At 65.2% G+C, this 19,153-nt stretch carries 16 protein-coding genes and 1 pseudogene; 8 read left to right on the top strand and 9 right to left on the bottom strand.

The features are described from left to right. Positions 1–22 precede the first annotated feature (22 nt). A complete protein-coding gene (locus PGB26_RS07855) occupies positions 23–1,306 on the bottom strand; it encodes a DUF445 domain-containing protein (RefSeq protein WP_271637087.1) in 1,284 nt (427 codons plus the stop codon). Positions 1,307–1,340: 34 nt separating this feature from the next. Here PGB26_RS07855 and PGB26_RS07860 point away from each other — a divergent pair, with 34 nt between their 5' ends. Further along, positions 1,341–1,613, top strand: coding sequence for a metal-sensitive transcriptional regulator (locus PGB26_RS07860; RefSeq protein WP_271637088.1), 273 nt, complete (start codon positions 1,341–1,343; stop codon positions 1,611–1,613). Positions 1,614–1,706: 93 nt separating this feature from the next. Here PGB26_RS07860 and PGB26_RS07865 read toward each other — a convergent pair whose 3' ends face one another. Genes PGB26_RS07865 through PGB26_RS07875 form a run of 3 tightly spaced genes read right to left on the bottom strand, consistent with a single transcriptional unit; the run spans position 1,707 to position 4,831 of the window. Further along, on the bottom strand, positions 1,707–2,867 hold the full coding sequence (locus tag PGB26_RS07865; protein ID WP_271637089.1) for an acyl-CoA dehydrogenase family protein: 1,161 nt from the start codon (positions 2,865–2,867) through the stop codon (positions 1,707–1,709). Further along, positions 2,864–3,613, bottom strand: a complete 750-nt coding sequence (locus tag PGB26_RS07870) for an alpha/beta fold hydrolase (RefSeq protein ID WP_271637090.1) — start codon at positions 3,611–3,613, stop codon at positions 2,864–2,866. Before PGB26_RS07870 ends, PGB26_RS07865 begins: the two co-directional genes overlap by 4 nt. 9 nt (positions 3,614–3,622) lie before the next feature. Further along, entirely contained in the window at positions 3,623–4,831 is a 1,209-nt protein-coding gene (locus tag PGB26_RS07875) for an MFS transporter (protein WP_271637091.1), read from the bottom strand. Between the two features lie 376 nt (positions 4,832–5,207). Between PGB26_RS07875 and nrdH the strand changes: the two genes are divergently transcribed. The 5 genes from nrdH (at position 5,208) to PGB26_RS07900 (ending at position 10,080) form a co-directional block, all read left to right on the top strand. Continuing rightward, entirely contained in the window at positions 5,208–5,441 is a 234-nt protein-coding gene (nrdH, locus tag PGB26_RS07880) for a glutaredoxin-like protein NrdH (protein WP_071644641.1), read from the top strand. A gap of 63 nt (positions 5,442–5,504) precedes the next feature. Next, positions 5,505–5,933 carry a class Ib ribonucleoside-diphosphate reductase assembly flavoprotein NrdI gene (nrdI, locus tag PGB26_RS07885; RefSeq protein ID WP_271637093.1) on the top strand — a complete coding sequence of 143 codons (429 nt, stop codon included), beginning with the start codon at positions 5,505–5,507 and terminating at the stop codon, positions 5,931–5,933. Then, positions 5,915–8,074, top strand: coding sequence for a class 1b ribonucleoside-diphosphate reductase subunit alpha (nrdE, locus tag PGB26_RS07890; protein ID WP_271637094.1), 2,160 nt, complete (start codon positions 5,915–5,917; stop codon positions 8,072–8,074). Before nrdI ends, nrdE begins: the two co-directional genes overlap by 19 nt. A 439-nt stretch (positions 8,075–8,513) precedes the next feature. Beyond that, on the top strand, positions 8,514–9,494 hold the full coding sequence (nrdF, locus tag PGB26_RS07895) for a class 1b ribonucleoside-diphosphate reductase subunit beta (RefSeq protein WP_271637095.1): 981 nt from the start codon (positions 8,514–8,516) through the stop codon (positions 9,492–9,494). A 445-nt stretch (positions 9,495–9,939) separates the two neighbouring features. After that, the gene (locus PGB26_RS07900) at positions 9,940–10,080 is read left to right on the top strand and encodes a hypothetical protein (protein WP_442922976.1); all 141 of its coding nucleotides are present in this window, start codon (positions 9,940–9,942) and stop codon (positions 10,078–10,080) included. 14 nt (positions 10,081–10,094) lie between these two features. Here PGB26_RS07900 and PGB26_RS07905 read toward each other — a convergent pair. Beyond that, a pseudogene (locus tag PGB26_RS07905) lies at positions 10,095–11,286 on the bottom strand (IS3 family transposase). Between the two features lie 394 nt (positions 11,287–11,680). Between PGB26_RS07905 and PGB26_RS07910 the strand changes: the two are divergent. Beyond that, complete coding sequence (locus tag PGB26_RS07910) at positions 11,681–12,652, top strand: NAD-dependent epimerase/dehydratase family protein (RefSeq protein WP_271637096.1); 972 nt, start codon at positions 11,681–11,683, stop codon at positions 12,650–12,652. A 174-nt stretch (positions 12,653–12,826) separates the two neighbouring features. Here the strand turns inward: PGB26_RS07910 and PGB26_RS07915 are convergent, their stop codons facing one another. From PGB26_RS07915 to PGB26_RS07930, 4 genes are all read right to left on the bottom strand, one after another. After that, on the bottom strand, positions 12,827–13,729 hold the full coding sequence (locus PGB26_RS07915; RefSeq protein WP_271637097.1) for a carbohydrate ABC transporter permease: 903 nt from the start codon (positions 13,727–13,729) through the stop codon (positions 12,827–12,829). Continuing rightward, positions 13,722–14,639 (bottom strand): carbohydrate ABC transporter permease, encoded by a 918-nt coding sequence (locus tag PGB26_RS07920; RefSeq protein WP_271637098.1) that lies wholly within the window; start codon positions 14,637–14,639, stop codon positions 13,722–13,724. The genes PGB26_RS07915 and PGB26_RS07920 overlap by 8 nt, the downstream gene beginning before the upstream one ends. A 64-nt stretch (positions 14,640–14,703) precedes the next feature. Then, entirely contained in the window at positions 14,704–15,984 is a 1,281-nt protein-coding gene (locus tag PGB26_RS07925) for an ABC transporter substrate-binding protein (RefSeq protein ID WP_271637099.1), read from the bottom strand. A 29-nt stretch (positions 15,985–16,013) separates the two neighbouring features. After that, a complete protein-coding gene (locus PGB26_RS07930) occupies positions 16,014–17,930 on the bottom strand; it encodes a glycoside hydrolase family 127 protein (RefSeq protein ID WP_271637100.1) in 1,917 nt (638 codons plus the stop codon). A 197-nt stretch (positions 17,931–18,127) separates the two neighbouring features. Between PGB26_RS07930 and PGB26_RS07935 the strand changes: the two genes are divergently transcribed. Beyond that, positions 18,128–19,138 (top strand): LacI family DNA-binding transcriptional regulator, encoded by a 1,011-nt coding sequence (locus PGB26_RS07935; protein WP_271637101.1) that lies wholly within the window; start codon positions 18,128–18,130, stop codon positions 19,136–19,138. Positions 19,139–19,153 lie beyond the last annotated feature (15 nt).

The raw sequence follows: 19,153 nt of genomic DNA on the forward strand, positions 1-19,153 counted from the left end.
GGGCCATCGCCGCGGGAGCGGCTCAGCCGATCCCCACGGGGATGAGGGCGTGCGCCACGGCGTAGATCGCCAGACCCGCGAGCGCCCCCACGACGGTGCCGTTCAGGCGGATGTACTGCAGGTCGCGCCCGACCATGAGCTCGATCTTCTCCGTGGTCTCGGCCGGATCCCACTTCTCGACGGTGTCGGTGATGATCGACGCGATGTCATGGCGGTACCGGTCGACGAGGAACACGGCCGCGTCCGTCACCCAGCCGTCGACCCGCGCCTGCAGCGTCGGGTCGGTGGCCAGCCGCTGCCCGATCTCGGCGATCGCGGCGGCCGCCCTGCGGCGCAGCCCGCTCTCGGGGTCGGCGAGCGCGTCGAGCAGGCCCGCCTTGGCGGTGTTCCATGCCTGCGCGGCGAGCTCGCCCACCCGCGGGCTGTCGAACAGCGTCGTCTTCGCGCTCTCGAGCCGGTCGCGCATGGCTTCGTCGTGCTGCAGGCCGTCGGCGAGGCGGGCGAGGTAGCCGTCGAGGGCGAGGCGGGCCGGATGCCGGGGATCGGCGTGCACGGCGCGGACGAACTTCAGCGCCTCGCTGTAGGCGGTCTCGTCGACGAAGCGGTGGGCGAGACGGGGCACCCAGGACGGCAGTCGTCGTGAGATGAGCCCCTGGAAGGCCGCTGCGTTGTTCTCCAACCACGCGCCGAGGCTGTCGACCGCGAGGTCGACGGCCCCGCGATGCGCGTCCGCCTCGACGATGCGCTGCAGCCAGGTGCCGGCCGACGGCGCCCAGTCCGGCTCGATGAGGTGCTCGCGCGCGAGGTCGGCGATCAGGCTCTGAACGTCGTCGTCGCTCAGTGCCCGCAGCACCGCCGACGCGGCCGTCGCCGCCTCCGAGCCCACACGCTCGGCGTGCGCCTCGTGCGTGAGCCATTCGCCCAGTCGCTGCGAAAGTGCGGTCGTCGACAGCTTGTCGCGCACGACGTCGCTCGCCAGGAAGTTGGTCTCGACGAATTCGCCGAGCGTGCGGCCGATCTCGTCCTTGCGGTTCGGGATGATCGCGGTGTGCGGGATCGGCAGCCCGAGCGGGCGCCGGAACAGGGCGGTCACCGCGAACCAGTCGGCCAGAGCGCCGACCATGCCGCCTTCCGCGGCCGCGCGGACGTATCCGAGCCAGGGATGCCGTGCTTCGAGCCAGAACGAGAGCACGAACACGACGGCCATGAAGATGAGCGCACCGAGGGCCACAGCCTTCATACGGCGCAGGCCGCGCAGTCGCTCCTGATCGGCGGGCGAGAGCAGCGCCATCGGTGTTCGCGACATGTCGACATCCTTTCACGGTGACTACGCTTGAAGGGTGATCGACGACATCAAGAAGCGCGCGCTGCACCGCACCAGCATCCTCGAGGGTCAGCTGCGCGGGATCGCGCGGATGATCGAGAACGAGGAGTACTGCATGGACATCATCACGCAGTCGCGTGCCGTGCAGCGCTCGCTGGAGTCGCTCAACCGCCTGCTGCTCGAGAATCACCTGCGCACGCATGTCACGCACATGTTCGAGGAGGGCGGCGAGCAGCGCGAGACGGCGGTCGGCGAGCTGCTCAAGGCCTTCGACTTCGACCGCAAGTAGACCATATCGGCAGGATGGCGCAGCACTGACAACGGATATCGTCGCTACCTCGTCGACGCGTCACGCGCCACATGCCTGACGCGTCCGGGGCAGTCAGCTTTCGAGAGGGCCGAGCCACGCGGACGCGGCCGTCGAATGCGCCGACTCCGGGTCGGACGGGTGGAACATGCCGGCGAGCACGTCACGGTACAGGCGGGACAGCTCGTTCGCGGAGAAGTACGAGCCGCCGCCGGCGACGAGCATCGCCTCGTCGACGACCTGCTTCGCCATCACGACGGCGCGGTGCTTCAGCCCCGACAGCAGCGTGAACCAGCGCGCACCGTGGTCGGCGCTGTCGTCGACGTCGCGCGCGAGCGCGGCGATCTGCGGCGGCAGGGCGTCGTACGCCAGCGCCATCTCGGCGATCCGCCACCGGATGTCGGGATCCTGGCTGTACGTCGTCCCGGTCTTCTTCGAACGGCGCGCCTTCGCGGCGCCGACAGCGAGGTCGAGTCCGCGCCGGGCGATGCCGGTGTACACCGATGCCAGCAGGATCTCGAAGACGCTGAAGATGCCGAACACGATCGGGTCGGGGTTCGGGCCGGGATCGATGCGACGTACCACCTGCTCGGGCGCCGCGACCGCACCGTTCAGTCGCGTGGTGCGGCTCTGCGTTCCGCGCATGCCGAGGGTGTCCCAGTCGTCGCTCGTGGTCACGGCATCCGTGCGATCGATGAACGCGAACACGAGCTTCGGGGCATCCGGACTCGTGGTGTCGAGACCGTGCAGGCCGAGCTTCGTCCACACCGGGGCGAGGGAGGTGAAGATCTTCGTGCCGGTGAAGGCGTAGCCGCCGTCGCTCTGCGGCACGGCATCCGTGTCGCTGCCGAACAGCACCAGATCGTTGCCGCCCTCGCTGATGCCGAACGCGAGGACGTCGCCGGCCACGGCGCCGTCCTGCACGAACTCCATCCCCGGCACACCGCGGTCGCTGAACACCTTCGCCACACCCGTCCACACCAGGTGCATGTTGATCGCCAGCGCCGTGGCGGGTGCCGCGGAGGCGAGGCGCTGCTGCAGCACCGCCGCCTCGGGGAGGCCGAGGCCCGCGCCGCCGCGCTCGCGCGGCACGAGGATCGACAGGTAGCCGGCCTCGCGCAGCTCGTCGAGATCGTGCTGCGGGAAGGTGTTCTCGCGGTCGTGCACGGCTGCCCGCTCGCGGATGCGCTCGAGCAGGTCGTCGGGCAGATGATCTGCGGGGTCGAATGCGCTCACGAGAGGGCCTCCAGGATCTGCCGGATCGTCTCTTCGGGACGATCGCGGTGGGGTGAGTGTCCGGCGCCGGCGACGACCGACATGGTGATGTGCGGGTTCTCGAGCACCGAATCGGCCAGCTCGCCGGTGAACAGGCTGTACACCTCGGGGTCGGCTCCGACGATGTGGGTCGGGATGTCGAGCTGCGCTGCCTGCGCGCGCACGTCCCACGGCTGGTTCTGCACGCTGGTCTGCTCGACGGCCCACCGGCTGGCCCGAAGCACGGCATCCACCTTCAGCTCCACGTCCTGCGGATGCCAGTCGGGATGCTCTGCGCGCACCGACTCGACATCGGGCGCCGCGAACGCGCGCTTCTGGCTGCGGCGGATGATCCCCTCGTCGCGCCCGGCGACGTGGATCGCCGGATCGATCAGCACGAGGCGCCTCGCCCATCCGGATGCCATGGTCGCGGCGACGACGGTCGAGGCGCCGCCCAGCGAGTGCCCGATCACGGCATCCCATTCGCCGTCGCCCTCCGGGCGAACGGCTGCGACGTCGGCGCCGTAGGCGGCGACAGAGTAGTCGAGCGCGCGAGGCGCATCGCCATGACCGCGCAGGTCGACCGCGGTGGCCTGCCACCCGGCATCCGCCAGTGCGGCGCCGATGCGCCACATCAGCGCTGCCGAGGAACCCAGGCCGTGGACGAGCAGGGCGCGGCGGGGACCGTCGCCCCACACCAGACGAGGGAGGGTGATCAGTGCGGGCACGCGACCAGCCTAGATGCGGGCGGTCTGGATCGGCTCGGTGTCGGGATAGGGAGAGGGGTCGCGGTGGCGCAGGTCGGGGAACGCGCGGACGAACACGATCGAGACGACCAGACCCACGAAGGCGAACAGGGCGGCCGCCAGATACGCGCCCGTCGGCCCGGACTGGTCGATGAGGATGCCCGCCACCGCCGACCCCGCGGCGGCGCCGATCAGCTGCCCGGTGCCCGCCCAGCCGAACGCCTCGGCGGTCTCGCTGAACTTCACGCTGGCGGTGGTGATCGCGAAGAGCACCGCCAGAGCGGGTGCGATGCCGACACCGGCGAGCACCAGGGTGCCGCCGAGCCAGAAGATGTTCAGCGACACCATCGTCAGGCCGAGACCGGTCGTCACGATGAGCAGGCGGCGGGCCATCGCCCACGGGCCGATCGGGATGTGCCCGAACGCCAGGCCGCCCACCAGGCTGCCGACCGAGAAGACCGCGAGCACGAGTCCGGCCTCGAGCCCGCCGTGCCCGAAGGTTGCGACGACGCCCACCTCGACCGCCGAGCAGGCGCCGATGAGCAGGAAGCCGATGACCGTCGCGAGCATCACCGGGGGCTTGAGCACCACACGGCCGAACGCGCGACGGCTGCGCGGGATGCGCACGCGACCGACCTCGGGGGAGAGGATGAACCACGCCCCGCCCAGCACGAGGATCGCCGCGACCAGCAGCAGGCCCTGCACCGTGCCGACCTGGGTGGACACGACGGTGATGACCACCGGTGCGACGATCCAGATGATCTCCTGCAGCGACGCGTCGAGCGAGAACAGAGGAGTGAGCTGACCGGCGTTGACGAGCTTGGGATAGATGGTGCGCACGGCCGCCTGCACGGGCGGGGTCGACAGCCCCGCGAGCAGGGCGAAGACCATGTAGCCGGGCAGGCCGAGCGGAAGCAGCGCGAGACCGAGCACGGCGAGCACGCAGACGATGAGGGTGAGGGTGAGCACGCGGCGCATGCCCCAGGCGCCCATCCAGCGGCTCGTGACGGGACCGGCGACGGCCTGCCCGACCGAGGCCGCGGCGAGCACGATGCCGGCCGCGCCGTACGATCCGGTCTGCTGCTCGACGTGCAGCAGGATCGCCAGGCTCGTCATTCCGTTGGGGAAGCGCGCCACCAGCTGTGCGGCGATCATCCGCGCCACACCGGGCGTGCGAAGAAGGTCCCGATATCCCGCCATCAGAGCAGATTATCCGGCGCGCGCTCGGCGGCGCGAGACGGCTCGGTGGCGACGCGCCGCGACACGCCGAGGACGCTTCTCCACAGGAAATCGGATGTCGGTGGCCGGGCGTACCGTCCTGCCTGTGGATGGATTCACCAGCCGGTCTTGCAAGCCGCGTGAATCCGCGGTCGGAGCGACCTCTCGGGTGCGCGAGGGCTGTGGAAGAAAGCGTGGACAAACTGTGTTGTATCTGGGGAGAGCAGTGGAAAACTACACGGATGTAACTACTACCCCTTGTGGTCGCTTCCAATGTCCGTCCCCATATGTAGTATTGAAGTCCCGGCGGAGGTCCGCCGGAGAAACCACCTGGATCAGAGGGGAATCAGACATCACCATGTCGATCACGGTCTACACCAAGCCTTCCTGCGTGCAGTGCAACGCGACCTACCGCGCCCTCGACGCCAAGGGCATCGAGTACCAGATCACCGACCTCTCGGAAGACGCCTCGGCGCTCGAGCAGGTCAAAGCGCTCGGGTACATGCAGGCACCCGTCGTCGTCACCGATGACGGCCACTGGTCGGGCTTCCGTCCCGACAAGATCGACGAGCTCGCAGCCCGTCTCGCGTGATCCTTCGACGGCGCTCAGGAATCGTCCTTCGACGACGCTCAGGAACCGAGGTGAACTGTGAGCATGGTCGCGACCGCGGTGCCGCTCCTGGTCTACTTCTCGAGCGCGTCGGGTAACACCGCACGATTCATCGAGAAGCTCGGCCTTCCCGCCCGCCGCATCCCCCTGCTCCGCACCGAGGAGCCGCTCGTCGTCGACGAGCCGTTCGTCCTCGTCACCCCGACCTACGGGGGCGGGCAGGGGCGCGGCGAAGAGAAGGGCGCCGTGCCCAAGCAGGTCATCCGGTTCCTCAACGACGAGCGCAACCGGCGCCACATCCGCGGGGTCATCTCCGCGGGCAACACGAATTTCGGCGAGGCGTTCTGCCTCGCCGGAGAGATCATCAGCCGCAAGTGCGACGTGCCCCACTTGTATCGCTTCGAGGTATTCGGCACACAGGACGACGTCGATCGCGTGAGCGACGGATTGGAACGATGGTGGAAGCGACAGTGACAGACGCAGTCGAGTTCAAGGTGAACCCCGCGTACGAAGGGCTCGACTATCACGCCCTCAACGCGATGCTCAACCTGTACGACGCGGACGGCAAGATCCAGTTCGACGCCGACAAGCGCGCCGCGCGGGAGTACTTCCTGCAGCACGTCAACCAGAACACCGTGTTCTTCCACTCCCTCAAGGAGCGCCTCGACTACCTCGTCGAGAAGCAGTACTACGAGGGCGCCGTGATCGAGCAGTACTCGTTCGACTTCGTGCAGAAGCTCAACGACCTGGCGTACTCGAAGAAGTTCCGCTTCGAGACCTTCCTCGGCGCGTTCAAGTACTACACGAGCTACACGCTGAAGACCTTCGACGGCAAGCGCTACCTCGAGCGCTTCGAAGACCGCGTCGTGATGACCGCGCTCGCGCTCGCCGAGGGCGACGAGCAGGTCGCGATCGACCTCGTCGAGGAGATCATCTCGGGCCGCTTCCAGCCCGCCACGCCGACCTTCCTCAACGCCGGCAAGGCGCAGCGCGGCGAGCTCGTCAGCTGCTTCCTGCTGCGCATCGAAGACAACATGGAGTCGATCGCCCGCGGCATCAACTCGTCGCTGCAGCTGTCCAAGCGCGGCGGCGGCGTCGCGCTGCTGCTGTCGAACATCCGCGAGTCGGGTGCGCCGATCAAGCAGATCGAGAACCAGTCATCCGGCATCATCCCGGTGATGAAGCTGCTCGAAGACAGCTTCAGCTACGCCAACCAGCTCGGCGCCCGGCAGGGTGCGGGCGCGGTGTACCTCAACGCGCACCACCCCGACATCATGCGCTTCCTCGACACGAAGCGTGAGAACGCCGACGAGAAGATCCGCATCAAGACGCTCTCGCTGGGCGTCGTCGTGCCCGACATCACGTTCGAGCTCGCGAAGAAGGGCGAGGACATGTACCTGTTCTCGCCGTACGACGTCGAGCGCGTCTACGGCGTGCCCTTCGGCGACATCTCGGTGACCGAGAAGTACCACGAGATGGTCGACGACTCGCGCATCAAGAAGACGAAGATCAACGCACGCGAGTTCTTCCAGACTCTCGCCGAGATCCAGTTCGAGTCGGGTTACCCGTACATCATGTTCGAAGACACGGTGAACAAGGCGAACCCGATCAAGGGCCGCATCAACATGTCGAACCTGTGCAGCGAGATCCTGCAGGTGAACACGCCGACCACGTACAACGACGACCTGTCGTACGACCAGATCGGCAAGGACATCTCGTGCAACCTCGGCTCGATGAACATCGCCCTGGCGATGGATGCCGATGACCTGGGCAAGACCGTCGAGACCGCCATCCGCGCGCTGACCGCCGTCAGCACCCAGAGCCACATCAACTCGGTGCGCTCGATCGAGGACGGCAACGATCGCTCGCACGCCATCGGCCTCGGCCAGATGAACCTGCACGGCTATCTCGCCCGCGAGCGCGTCTTCTACGGTTCGGAAGAGGGCATCGACTTCACGAACATCTACTTCTACACCGTGCTGTTCCACGCGCTGAAGGCGTCGAACAAGCTCGCCATCGAGCGCGGCGAGACCTTCGACGGCTTCGCCGACTCCACCTACGCGTCGGGCGAGTTCTTCGACAAGTACATCGAACAGGCCTGGGTGCCCGCGACGGAGAAGGTCAAGGAGCTCTTCGCCGGCAAGTTCATCCCCGCGCAGCAGGACTGGATCGAGCTGCGCGAGAGCATCCAGCAGCACGGTCTGTTCAACCAGAACCTGCAGGCGGTGCCGCCGACCGGCTCGATCTCGTACATCAACAACTCGACGTCGTCGATCCACCCGATCGCGTCGAAGGTCGAGATCCGCAAGGAGGGCAAGCTCGGTCGCGTGTACTACCCGGCGCCGTTCATGACGAACGACAACCTGGAGTACTACCAGGACGCGTACGAGATCGGCTACGAGAAGGTCATCGACACGTACGCCGCCGCCACCCAGCACGTCGACCAGGGCCTGTCGCTGACGCTGTTCTTCAAGGACACCGCCACCACCCGCGACATCAACAAGGCGCAGATCTATGCATGGCGCAAGGGCATCAAGACGATCTACTACATCCGACTGCGTCAGATGGCGCTCGAGGGCACTGAGCTCGATACCTGCGTCTCCTGCACGCTGTGACAAATGTCTGAGGCCGGGATGTTGGAGCATCCCGGCCTCAGAGCAACAACCCGCAGGACAGGTTGCCGGCGATTAGCACCGCTCGAACAGCCTATACGAGTTGTACTTGGGTCGCCCGATCCGAGGCTCGCTGCGGGAGATCCGCTTCGGCGGAGAAAGGCAGGTGCCAGATGGCAACTGTCAATCGCAGTGCCCGTACGGGCAAGTTCGTTTCCAACGCTACGGCTGCTCGTTGGCCGCAGTACACCGTGACGGAGAACGTGGGGGCTGGCAGCAGCAACTCACGCTCTGTCGCCCGGGATGCGGGTTCCGGGCGCTTCGTTACCGCTGTTGAGGCGGCACGGAACGCTGGACGAACGATTACTCAGCGGGTCTAACCCCCGGGGCGGTCGCCGCGCGACCGCCCCAACATCCATTCAGATCTGATCAAGGAACGTCGATGACACCCTCTCCGAAGCTCACGCTGATCGACCACGTGCAGGCGATCAACTGGAACCGCATCGAGGATGAGAAGGACCTCGAGGTGTGGAACCGCCTCGTGAACAACTTCTGGCTTCCCGAGAAGGTGCCACTGTCGAACGACGTGCAGTCGTGGCAGACGCTGACTCCTGAGGAGCAGCTGCTCACGATGCGCGTCTTCACGGGGCTGACGCTGCTCGACACGATCCAGGGCACCGTGGGCGCGGTCTCGCTGATCCCCGACGCGATCACCCCGCACGAGGAGGCGGTGTACACCAACATCGCGTTCATGGAGTCGGTGCACGCGAAGAGCTACTCGTCGATCTTCTCGACCCTGTGCTCGACGAAGGAGATCGACGAGGCCTTCCGCTGGTCCGTCGAGAACCAGAACCTGCAGAAGAAGGCGCAGATCATCGTCGACTACTACCGTGGTGACGACCCGCTCAAGCGCAAGGTGGCCTCGACGCTGCTCGAGTCGTTCCTGTTCTACTCGGGCTTCTACCTGCCGATCTACTGGTCGTCGAAGGCGAAGCTGACGAACACGGCCGACCTCATCCGCCTCATCATCCGTGACGAGGCCGTGCACGGGTACTACATCGGCTACAAGTTTCAGAAGGGCCTCGAGAACGAGACCGAGGAGCGCCGTCAGGAGCTGAAGGACTACACCTTCAACCTGCTGTTCGAGCTCTACGAGAACGAGGTGCAGTACACCCAGGACCTCTATGACGGCGTCGGTCTGACCGAGGACGTCAAGAAGTTCCTGCACTACAACGCCAACAAGGCGCTGATGAACCTCGGCTACGAGCCGATGTTCCCCTCCACGGTCACCAACGTGAATCCGGCGATCCTCTCGGCACTGTCGCCGAACGCCGACGAGAACCACGACTTCTTCAGCGGGTCGGGCTCGTCGTACGTCATCGGCAAGGCCGAGGCCACCGAAGACGACGACTGGGACTTCTGATCTCATCTGTGCGGCGTCACAGAATGTGGCGCCGCACCACATTGAAGTTGGCACACGTCACAGCGTCTGGCGCTGATTCCGTAGTTGGCGCAAGGAAACACTGACATCGGGGCAAGGAGTGGGATGCCGAACACGCCACATCCAACTCCCGCTGAGCTGACCACCTCGTGGCCGGACCGTGAGTCGGACGATCCGGCCGGTGAGGCTGCTCGCAGGTTCGCGGTGAACCTGCGAGCAGCGATGGGGGAGAAGAGCATCAGAAGTGTGGCTGCAGATGCCGGACTGCAGGAGGGAACCGTCCGCCGCGTGCTTGCGGGAACTGCCTGGCCCCATTTCCGAGCGATAGTCATGTTGGAAGAATCCCTCGGCGCTCCTCTGTACACCAGACAAAGCGTGTCGGCGGAAGAATAAGAAGGGCGCCGTACCAAGGCCCCTGCCCAAGCACTTGATTCCGGTCCTCAACGATGAGCGCGCCAAGGATCGTATCCGCGGAGTTATCTCGGCGGGTAGCAACAACCTCGGCGGGCCCTTGAGCCTCGCCGGTGACATCATCAGCCGCAAGTGTTCGGGACTGCTGCACGAATAGGTGACAGGTTGTAGTCACGCCGCCAGTGCGACGGTCGTGTTCATGATGGTCTCGACCTCGATGGGCGTCAAACGGCCCAGGCGGGCCTGGCGTCGGCGGCGGTGGTAGGTGCGTTCGATCCAGGTGACGATGGCGATGCGCAGTTGCTCGCGCGTGGTCCAGGAGCGGCGGTCGAGGACGTTCTTCTGCAGCAGCGCGAAGAAGCTTTCCATGGCGGCGTTGTCTCCGCTCGACCCGACTCTGCCCATACTTCCGACCATGTGATGACGGGTGAGCGCGCGCCGGAATTTTCGGCTTCGGAACTGAGATCCTCGGTCCGAATGCACGATGCAGCCGGCGACGTCACCGCGCATGGCGATCGCGTTCTCGAGCGCTTGGACGGCCAGTCGGGACTTCATCCTCGAGTCGATGGAGTACCCCACGATCCGCCCGCTGAACGCGTCCTTGATCGCGCAGAGGTAGAGCTTGCCCCCGGCGGTTTGGTGCTCCGTGATGTCCGTCAACCACAGCTTGTTCGCAGTCTCGGCGGCGAACACGTGCCGGGTCCGGCCGTGCTCATCGACGACGGCGCAGAGATCGTCGTGCACCGGCGGTCCCGGCTTACGGTGCTTGCCGCGCTTAGGTTTCCCGAACGCGCTGAACCAGCCGTTGCTGGACGCGATCCGCCACGCGGTGCGATCCGACATCGCCTCACCGGCATCGCGGGCTTCGTCGGCGAGCAGCCGGTGTCCGAACTCGGGGTCGTCCCGGTGGGCGTCGAACAGCGCGTTCGCACGATACGCCTCCACCACCTCGCCCGGCGTGATGGGGGTCGCCAGCCACCGGTAGTAGGGCTGGCGGGAGAGCTTGAGCACCCGACACGTCACCGTCACAGGGATCCCTGCATCGGCGAGCTCCGTTACGAGCGGGTACATCATTTTCCCGGCAGGTTCGCGTGCGACAGATACGCCGCCGCGCGGCGGAGCACCTCGTTCTCCTGCTCGAGCAGACGGTTCCGCTTCCGCAGCTCACGGATCTCGGCAGCCTCGGTGCGGGTCTGGCCGGGCTTGGCGCCCTCGTCGACGTCGGCGCGGCGCAGCCATTTCTGCAGCGTCATCGGGTGGACACCGGAAGTCCTTCGCGATCTGCTCGATGGTCATGCCGGGCTCGCGACCCCGGGCAACGCGAACCACGTCGTCACGGAACTCGCGGGTAGGGCTTGGGCACAGCAACATCCTTCCAGGCCCACCCCCACGGGCAAGCCAGATCAGATGTCACCTATTCGTGCAGCAGTCCCCGCCCAGTAGCGTGACGCCGCACATGTCCGTAGATCGGCTGTGATCTTTCACGAGCCATGTGTGATCCCCCAAGGGCCGCGGAATTGTTCAATTCCGCGGCCCTTCTTGCAACTTCAGCGAGGACGCCGAGAGTAGGCCGTGACGCATGGTTTGGATCGTAAGCGACCCCTGCGTCGTCGGATGGTGCTGATGATCGCGTGCGTCGCGATGCTGGTCGGGTACAGATCCCACTGGTACTGGATAAGCTTCCGACACCACCGTCCGTCCTGCAAAGACCGCGGACGACGACGCTATCCCCGCGACGAACCAGTAGGAGACAACTCATGCGTGTGCTGGTCATCGGTGGCTCGGGCCGCATCGGATCTTTCCTCGTCCCTCGCCTTGTACGAGCCGGACACGAGGTGATCAACGTCAGCCGAGGCACCTCCGTGCCGTACACGGACTCCGCCGAGTGGCGCCACGTTGCCCAGGTGGCCGCAGACCGGGAGAAGGAAGACGCGCAGGGCGTGTTCGCCGGCCGTGTCGTCGAGCTGAACGCCGACGTCGTCATCGACCTCGTCTGCTTCACGCTCGAATCCGCCGCGACGCTCGTGGAGCGCTTGCGCGGGAACGTCGACCACTACCTGTTCTGCGGATCCATCTGGCGGGCCGGTCCCAGCCAAGTGCTGCCGATGTCTGAGGACAACGCCCCCGCGCCGTTCGGCGAGTACGGCGTTGCCAAGCACGACATCGCTCGCATGCTCAAGGCAGAGACCGCGGAGAGCGGACTGGGCACAACGACCATGCACCCGGGCCACATCAGCGGGCCCGGCTGGGCGCCAATCGGACCGACCGGAAATCTTGACGCTCGCGTCTGGCAGAAGCTCGCCGCCGGCGAAGCGCTGCCCATCCCTGGGCTCGGTGCGGAGTCGATGGCACACGTGCACGCCGATGACGTTGCCCTCGCTTTCGAGCTCGCCGTGAACAACCGCGAGGCGGCTTCGGGAGAGGACTTCTTCATCACCGCGAACGACGCCCTCACCGTCCGCGGCTACGCGGCGGCGGCGACCTCCTGGTTCGGCAAGTCCGCGACGCTGGAATCCGTCACCTGGGACGAGTTCCGAGCCGATGTCGGGGCGAGAAACGCGGACCTCAGCTGGGACCATCTCGTCCGCAGCCATTTCGTCACCACCGAGAAGGCACATCGCCTCCTCGGCTACGTCCCTCAGCACTCCGCCGCGGACACGGTCTTCGAGTCCGTCAAATGGCTCATCGACAACGACAAGCTGGAGGTCTACTCACCTCTGGTCGACTGACCGCTCGAGGGGTGGCGTCGATCAACGACGCCACCTTGACTCTCCAACGGATGCACGGGGCACTGGCGACCGTGATCCTAGGTGGCCCTCAACGCCCGACTGATGTGGCGCCGCGTGGCAATGAACGCGGGGTCAGATAGTTTGAGCGCCGTTCCGATGGACCAGTGAGTCTTCCTACTTCGCGGCTCCGGCGAAGATTCCGGCCACGTAGTACCGCTGCAGCAGGAAGAACACGATGAGACAGGGCACCATCGACACGACGACTCCGGCATCGAGGAGCCCCCAGTCGACAGTTCCCATCCTGCCGATCTGGTTGCTCTGCAGAACGATCGGCAACGTGAACTTGTTCTGATCGGTCAGCAGCACGAGCGCAGCCAGGAACTCGTTCCAGGCGTTCAGGAACGCGAAGATCGCCGACGTCGCAATGCCAGGCAGCACCAGGGGAAGGAAGACGCGCACCAGCACCTTTCCTCGTGTGCAGCCGTCGAGCATCGCCGCTTCTTCGATCTCCATCGGGATCGCCGCGAAGGAATTGCGCATGATGAACACGCAGAACGGGAGCTGGTACGTGGTGTAGACCAGCGCGACGCCGATCAGGCTGTTGAAGAGCCCCAGTTCGCGAAGCACGACGCTGATCGGTGTGAGCAGCACCGTGAAGGGAATCATCATGCCTGCGAGGATGACCGTGAACACGGTGCCCGAACCTCGGAATCGATACCTGGCAAGGCCATATCCCGCGAGCGTCGAGAGCGCGACAGCCAGCACCACCGTCAGGCCTGTGACGACGAGGCTGTTCCCGACACCTGTCATCACGCCTTCAGTGGGGTCGAAGAGACGTCGCCAGGCGTCGAAGGAAAGTTCCTTCGGCCAGATCGTCGCGGGACGCTCACGGAGCTCTGCCGGTGACTTCAAGCTTCCGGTGACCGCCGAGAGCAGCGGAAAGACGAACATCGCGGCGAGCACGATCCCGGCGGCCCACCACAGGGTGTTCTTCGTGCGGCCCCGTGTACGTTGTCCGTATACCTGGCGTGGAGTGCCGGTGACGAGTGACTCAGTGCTGGGCGCGACCTCAGTCATGGCGTCCCACCCCCTTCATCACGCGAACCTGCACGGCGGCGACGATCAGCAGGATGATCAGCATGATGACGGAGAGTGCAGCGCCATAGCCGAGTTCGAACTTCTTGAACGACGCGTTGTAGATCCAGTAGACAGCCGTCACCGTCTCGTTGTCAGGTCGTCCCTTGGTGATGAGGAAGAACTGTTCGAAAGCGAGAAGCGAACCCGAGATCGAGAAGACGAGGAGCAGCACGATCGTCGGTTTCATCAGCGGCAGGATGATGCTGAACATACGACGGAGCCAGCTCGCGCCGTCGACGAGTGACGCTTCGATGATCTCACCGGGGACGCCGTTGAGCCCACCGAGGAGCAGGATCATCTGGAAGCCCACGACTTTCCACGTGACCATCACGATGACGTTGATCGTGCCGGGAACGGTCTCCGTGAGCCACGATGTCTGATCCAACTGCCACCCCAACGAACCGGTGATCGCAGCGATGGGCCCGGCCTGGGGGTCGACGAACCACAACCAGAGGAAGCTTGCGGCTGCGAAACCGATCACATACGGGCTGAAGAAGATGGTCCGGAAGAGGGCCGAACCTCTGCTGCGGCGGCGCACGAAGAGCGCAAGCGCGAGGCCGGCGATGAAGAGGACGGGTGTGATCACCAACGTGTAGATCAGGGTGAACTGGACGGACATGAGGAACGTACCGTCAGCAGTGAACGCCCTTATGTAGTTGCCCAGGCCGACGAAGGTCTGATCACCCAGTAGTGGCCACTTATGCAGGCTCATCCAGATCATCAGTACAAGTGGCACGACGAACAGCGCTGTCGTCAGTCCCAGCGCGGGTACCGTGCACAGAAAACCGGCCCAGGCATGGCCTCGCGCCTGCCGCCGTCTCCCGTGGGGCATTCTGCTCGAAATCGTCATTGTTCTGCTCGCTGTCCAGCCGGGGCACTGGCGGCTACGTCGCTCGCCAGCGCCCCGGGGTCGGTTACTCGTTGCTCTCGAAGATCTGCTCTGCGGCGTCCTGTGCCGCCGCGGCCGCCGCGGGCACGTCCTTCCCGAACACCCCCGCCTGCATCAGGCTGACGAACGGTCCGTTGGCGTCGCTGTAGACCGATGTGAACGACACGGTCACAGGCACGCGACCGTTGGTCGTCGCTTCGGCCATGGCCGCGAACTCCGGCCCCTTCTCGCTGTACACGGTCTCGAGCAGGTCGGTACGGACTGGCGTGAAGCCTCCGTCGGAGAGGAAGGTCTGTGCATCGTCGCCGGTGGCCCACTCGAGGAACTTCCACGCTGCATCGCTGTTCGGAGTGCCGTTCGGGATAGCGAGCACGTCGCCGCCTGTGAAAGCCGCATTCTCGCCGGCCTTCTTACCAGGGAGTGGCACGACCCCGAGCTTGAACGGCAGCGGGTTCGCCATGAAGTTGGCCAGCTGGAACGACCCCGTCGACACCATGCCGAGTTTGCCGTTCTCGAACGCGCCACCATAGTTCTCGCCACCGTCGACCTGCGAGGCCGTCGTGATCCCACCGCCTTCAACCGCGCTCTGCAGTTTCTCGATGAATTCGATCGCAAGCGGGTCGTCGAAAGTCGGAGCCGGGTTCAGCGAACCGCTCGAAGAGTCGAGGAAGTCGCCCCCTGCGGCCCACAGCATCGGTGCGAGGACGAACGCCGCACAACCACCGCAGCCGGCGGAGAAGTGGTAGCCCTCATAGTCACTGCCCAGCGCACCGATCGCGTTCGCCGCGTCGACGAACTCGTCCCAGGTCTGCGGTCCGTGCTCGGGGTCCAGCCCGGCTTCTTCGAAGAGGTCCTTGTTGTAGAACAGCGCCGACGCATCCGCGGTGAACGGTACGACGAAATTCGAGCCGTCCGATGTCCCCGCATCCAGCTGTCCCTTGAGTAGCGTATCTGCGTAGCTGAGCTCGTCGATACGGTCCGTGATGTCCTCGAAGCCGTTCTTCGAGACGAAGTATGCCGCCATGGCTACATCCATCGCCATGACGTCCGGCACGTCGCCTGCGCTGAGAGCCTGAGCGAACTTCGTCGCGACGTCCGAATTCGGGATTGCGGTGACCTCGACCTTGAAACCCTCGTTCTCCGATTCGTACTTCTTCGCGAGGTCGCGCATGTACGACTCGCCGTCCGTCCGGGTCCAGATGGTCAGGGTGCTCGATGAGCCGCCGTCGGAGCAGGCGCTCAATCCGGCGACTGCTAACAGCGCGGTCACGGCCACGCCGGTGCTGCGGAGAATCTGCTTACGCATAACGTCAGTACCTTTCTTATGTTCTCGGGTCAGGATCGAAGGGTGGGGTGTGTCGGAAACGCCGGGAGCGGAAGCCAGACGCGCATGGCGCCGCTTGGCTGCTCTCCCCATGCGGCGTACGGCCGAAGCTCGAGCTGTCGGACTTCTCCTGCGCTAGGCGCGACCGGCTCCGAGCTGTACAGGGCGGCGTCGCTATCCGCGTCCGCCACTCGCACGTCTATGGTCAGCGCCGGCCCCAGACCGAGGATCGGGCCGCCCGACTTCGTGCGCACGTCGACGGCCTGGACCTCTGCGAGGTCGATGTCGAAGTCGTTGTGCGAAGCCTCGGCGCAGTACACGACCGGTCCGCGGGTCACCGCAAGAGTCCCGCGCATCGCGTCTGCCCGACGGTGGGGATAGCGCACCCGGGGTGCGGTCGGGAACTCGATGACGATCACCGTGCCGTCGATGAGATCGACGTCGGGCCGACACCATCCACCAGCGATCGGAACCGAGATCACCCGTCCATCCATTTCGATGGCGACGTCGCCCTCGGCGGCCCAAGCCGGGACACGGAACGCGATCCGGCGCCTGGAAGCATCGCCGTTGACGCGTGCTTCGACGCGCCCGTCTGCGGGATACGCCGTGCGAACTTCGATCACGGCGTCATCGAGTTCGATGTCCAGTTCCGCGAAATGAGCGATCTCGAGGGTGTCACCATTCATGCTCGCTGCGTATTGCTCCAACGAGCCGAAAGTTCGCATGAAGTTCGGCGGGCAGCACGCACACGCGAACCACGGGAGGCGCTTCGCGATCTCTTCCTCGCGGCTGGCGATATGGTGAGGCCGGCGCTGCAGCGGATTGCTGTAGGTGAACGAGTCTCCTTCAGCCGAGATGCCGGACAGGACGACGTTGTACAGCGTCGTCTCCCCGATGTCGAGATAGTGAGCTTCGCCTGTGGCGAGATACATGCGCCACGACCAGCCGAACAACGCGATACCTGCACAAGTCTCGGAGTACGAACGGTCCGGGGGCAGTTCATAGGCCGTACCGAAGGCCTCGTCCTGGTGCCGTGAGCCCGTGCCACCGGTCAGATACAGGCGGCACGAGACCATGTCGTCCCACTGCGTCCGCATGGCTTCGAGGAGGGCTGGATCGCCTCGCTCCAAGAAGAGGTCGGTGACGCCTTCATTCAGGTAGATCGCGCGGACGGCGTGGCCTCGCATGATCTTGGTCTCGAGCACGCTGGCGTCATCCTGGTAGTACGGGGCTCCGAATCGAGCGCTCTCGATGAAACCCGATCCCCGGCGGCGGATGAAGCGCTCCGCAAGATCTGTGTAGCGCTCCTCGCCGATCTCTCGCGCGAGCTCGATCAGCGCCATCTCGATCAGCGGGTGCCCGCAGTATTCGACGTCGTCCTCGGCTCCGAAGAGGTCATCGACCAGGTCGGCGAAACGGACGGCGACCGCAAGCAATCGGTCGTCGGCCATTGCCCGCTTCGCGGCGAGAGCCGCTTGCAGCATGTGTCCCAGAACGTAGAGCTCGTGACCATGCTCGAAGTTCGACCACGGCTCGCAGCCGGGGTTCGCCATGAAGGCCGAGTCGAGGTATCCGCTCTCGTCCTGTGCTCGAGCAATCAGCTCGACCGTGTCGTCGAAGAACTCGCGAAGTTCTCGGTCGTCTTCGCGTCCGAGCTCCCACGCGATGGCTTCGAGCGTCTTGTAGACGTCGGAGTCCGCGAATAGGGGGCCACGCCACGGGGCGTCCGACTCTCCGACCAGACGTCGGAGATTATCGAGGTTTCCGTAGCTCTCGAGCTTGTCGAGACCATGCGGGATCGTGACCTTGCGATTCCGCTCGTGCCACGCTTCCCAGAGCCCGCCCGCGACTTTCGCCGCGCCGAGCGGCATCGGCTGACGCACCCCGAACACGTTGGGGCCGACGGCGCCTGAACGCGTTTCCTTCATGACTTCCACGCAACTCCCTCGTCACTGTATGCCCATCGGGTGCGCGCGCGCCCGGATCATCGTCGGCCAGCATACGGGAAGCCGAAACCGTTTTCAAAGTTTCACGAATAGGCGACACCTCACCCCGGAATTCCGGGTGGCCTGTAGGATCAGAGTCGACAACCAGAATTTCGACTGCGACCGCTGCGAGGAGCGACATGCGACGACCGAGCTCCAAGCTGACGGATGTCGCGAAGCTCGCCGGTGTCTCCGTGGCGACTGCGTCAAAGGCCCTCAATGGTCGGAAAGAGGTCGCACCTGCCACGCGCCTGCGTGTGCAACGCGCTGCCGAACAGCTTGCGTTCGTACACAATCGGCAAGCGCGCAGTCTGTCGACCGGCAGAACCGGCATAGTCGGCCTTCTGACATCCGATCTCGAGGGTCGTTTCAGTCTTCCGATCCTCATGGGGGCTGAAGACGCCTTCGGGGCGGAACAGACATCGATTCTCCTGAGCGACGCTCGGGGCGACACAGTGAGAGAACTCCGACACGTCGACACTTTCGTACAGCAGCGGGTCGATGCGCTGATGGTCGTCGGAAGCCGCACGGATCCGCGGCGTTCGCTCGGCACCTCGCACGACTTTCCGATCGTCTATGTCTACACTCCTTCGGAGTCAGCCGAGGATTGCTCGCTCACCATCGACAACGTGGATGCCGGCTTCAAAGTCGCGGAGCATCTTGCGGTGATCGGACGACAGCGATTGCTCCACATCACAGGCCCGCTCGGCGACGCAGCCGCGCGCGACCGAGCGCAGGGAATCGATGCGTTCATCAGTGCCTCCGCTTCTTCCTTGCGGCTCAGCGACCGCACGAGCTACGGAGAGTGGAGCGAACGCTGGGGTCGTTCCGCCGCTCTGATGGCGATCGACAGGGGTGTCGAGTTCGACGCGATCGTCTGCGACTCGGACCAGATCGCGCGAGGCGCTCTGGGTGCACTCGCGATGCTCGGCATCGCGGTGCCCGGAGAGGTCGCCATCGCCAGTTTCGACAACTGGGAACTGCTCGTCGCGGACACGGCCCCTCCCATCACGAGCGTCGATATGAAACTGACTCAGCTCGGTCAGCAGGCGGCGGGTCTCCTCACCGACGCGATCTCGGGAACGCCGCTGCCGCTCGGTGTGCAGCGCATGAACGCCAGCCTGGTCGTCCGTGGCTCGACGGTCCCGTGAGCGCATTGCACCCCC

The organism is Microbacterium sp. nov. GSS16, assembly GCF_028198145.1.
Lineage (GTDB): Bacteria > Actinomycetota > Actinomycetes > Actinomycetales > Microbacteriaceae > Microbacterium.

Coding starts and splice junctions, on each gene's coding strand:
- PGB26_RS07855 (WP_271637087.1), bottom strand. CDS start 1,306: ATGTCGCGAACACCGATGGCGCTGCTCTCGCCCGCCGATCAGGAGCGA.
- PGB26_RS07875 (WP_271637091.1), bottom strand. CDS start 4,831: ATGGCGGGATATCGGGACCTTCTTCGCACGCCCGGTGTGGCGCGGATG.
- nrdH (WP_071644641.1), top strand. CDS start 5,208: ATGTCGATCACGGTCTACACCAAGCCTTCCTGCGTGCAGTGCAACGCG.
- nrdI (WP_271637093.1), top strand. CDS start 5,505: ATGGTCGCGACCGCGGTGCCGCTCCTGGTCTACTTCTCGAGCGCGTCG.
- nrdE (WP_271637094.1), top strand. CDS start 5,915: ATGGTGGAAGCGACAGTGACAGACGCAGTCGAGTTCAAGGTGAACCCC.
- nrdF (WP_271637095.1), top strand. CDS start 8,514: ATGACACCCTCTCCGAAGCTCACGCTGATCGACCACGTGCAGGCGATC.
- PGB26_RS07910 (WP_271637096.1), top strand. CDS start 11,681: ATGCGTGTGCTGGTCATCGGTGGCTCGGGCCGCATCGGATCTTTCCTC.
- PGB26_RS07915 (WP_271637097.1), bottom strand. CDS start 13,729: ATGACTGAGGTCGCGCCCAGCACTGAGTCACTCGTCACCGGCACTCCA.
- PGB26_RS07920 (WP_271637098.1), bottom strand. CDS start 14,639: ATGACGATTTCGAGCAGAATGCCCCACGGGAGACGGCGGCAGGCGCGA.
- PGB26_RS07925 (WP_271637099.1), bottom strand. CDS start 15,984: ATGCGTAAGCAGATTCTCCGCAGCACCGGCGTGGCCGTGACCGCGCTG.
- PGB26_RS07930 (WP_271637100.1), bottom strand. CDS start 17,930: ATGAAGGAAACGCGTTCAGGCGCCGTCGGCCCCAACGTGTTCGGGGTG.
- PGB26_RS07935 (WP_271637101.1), top strand. CDS start 18,128: ATGCGACGACCGAGCTCCAAGCTGACGGATGTCGCGAAGCTCGCCGGT.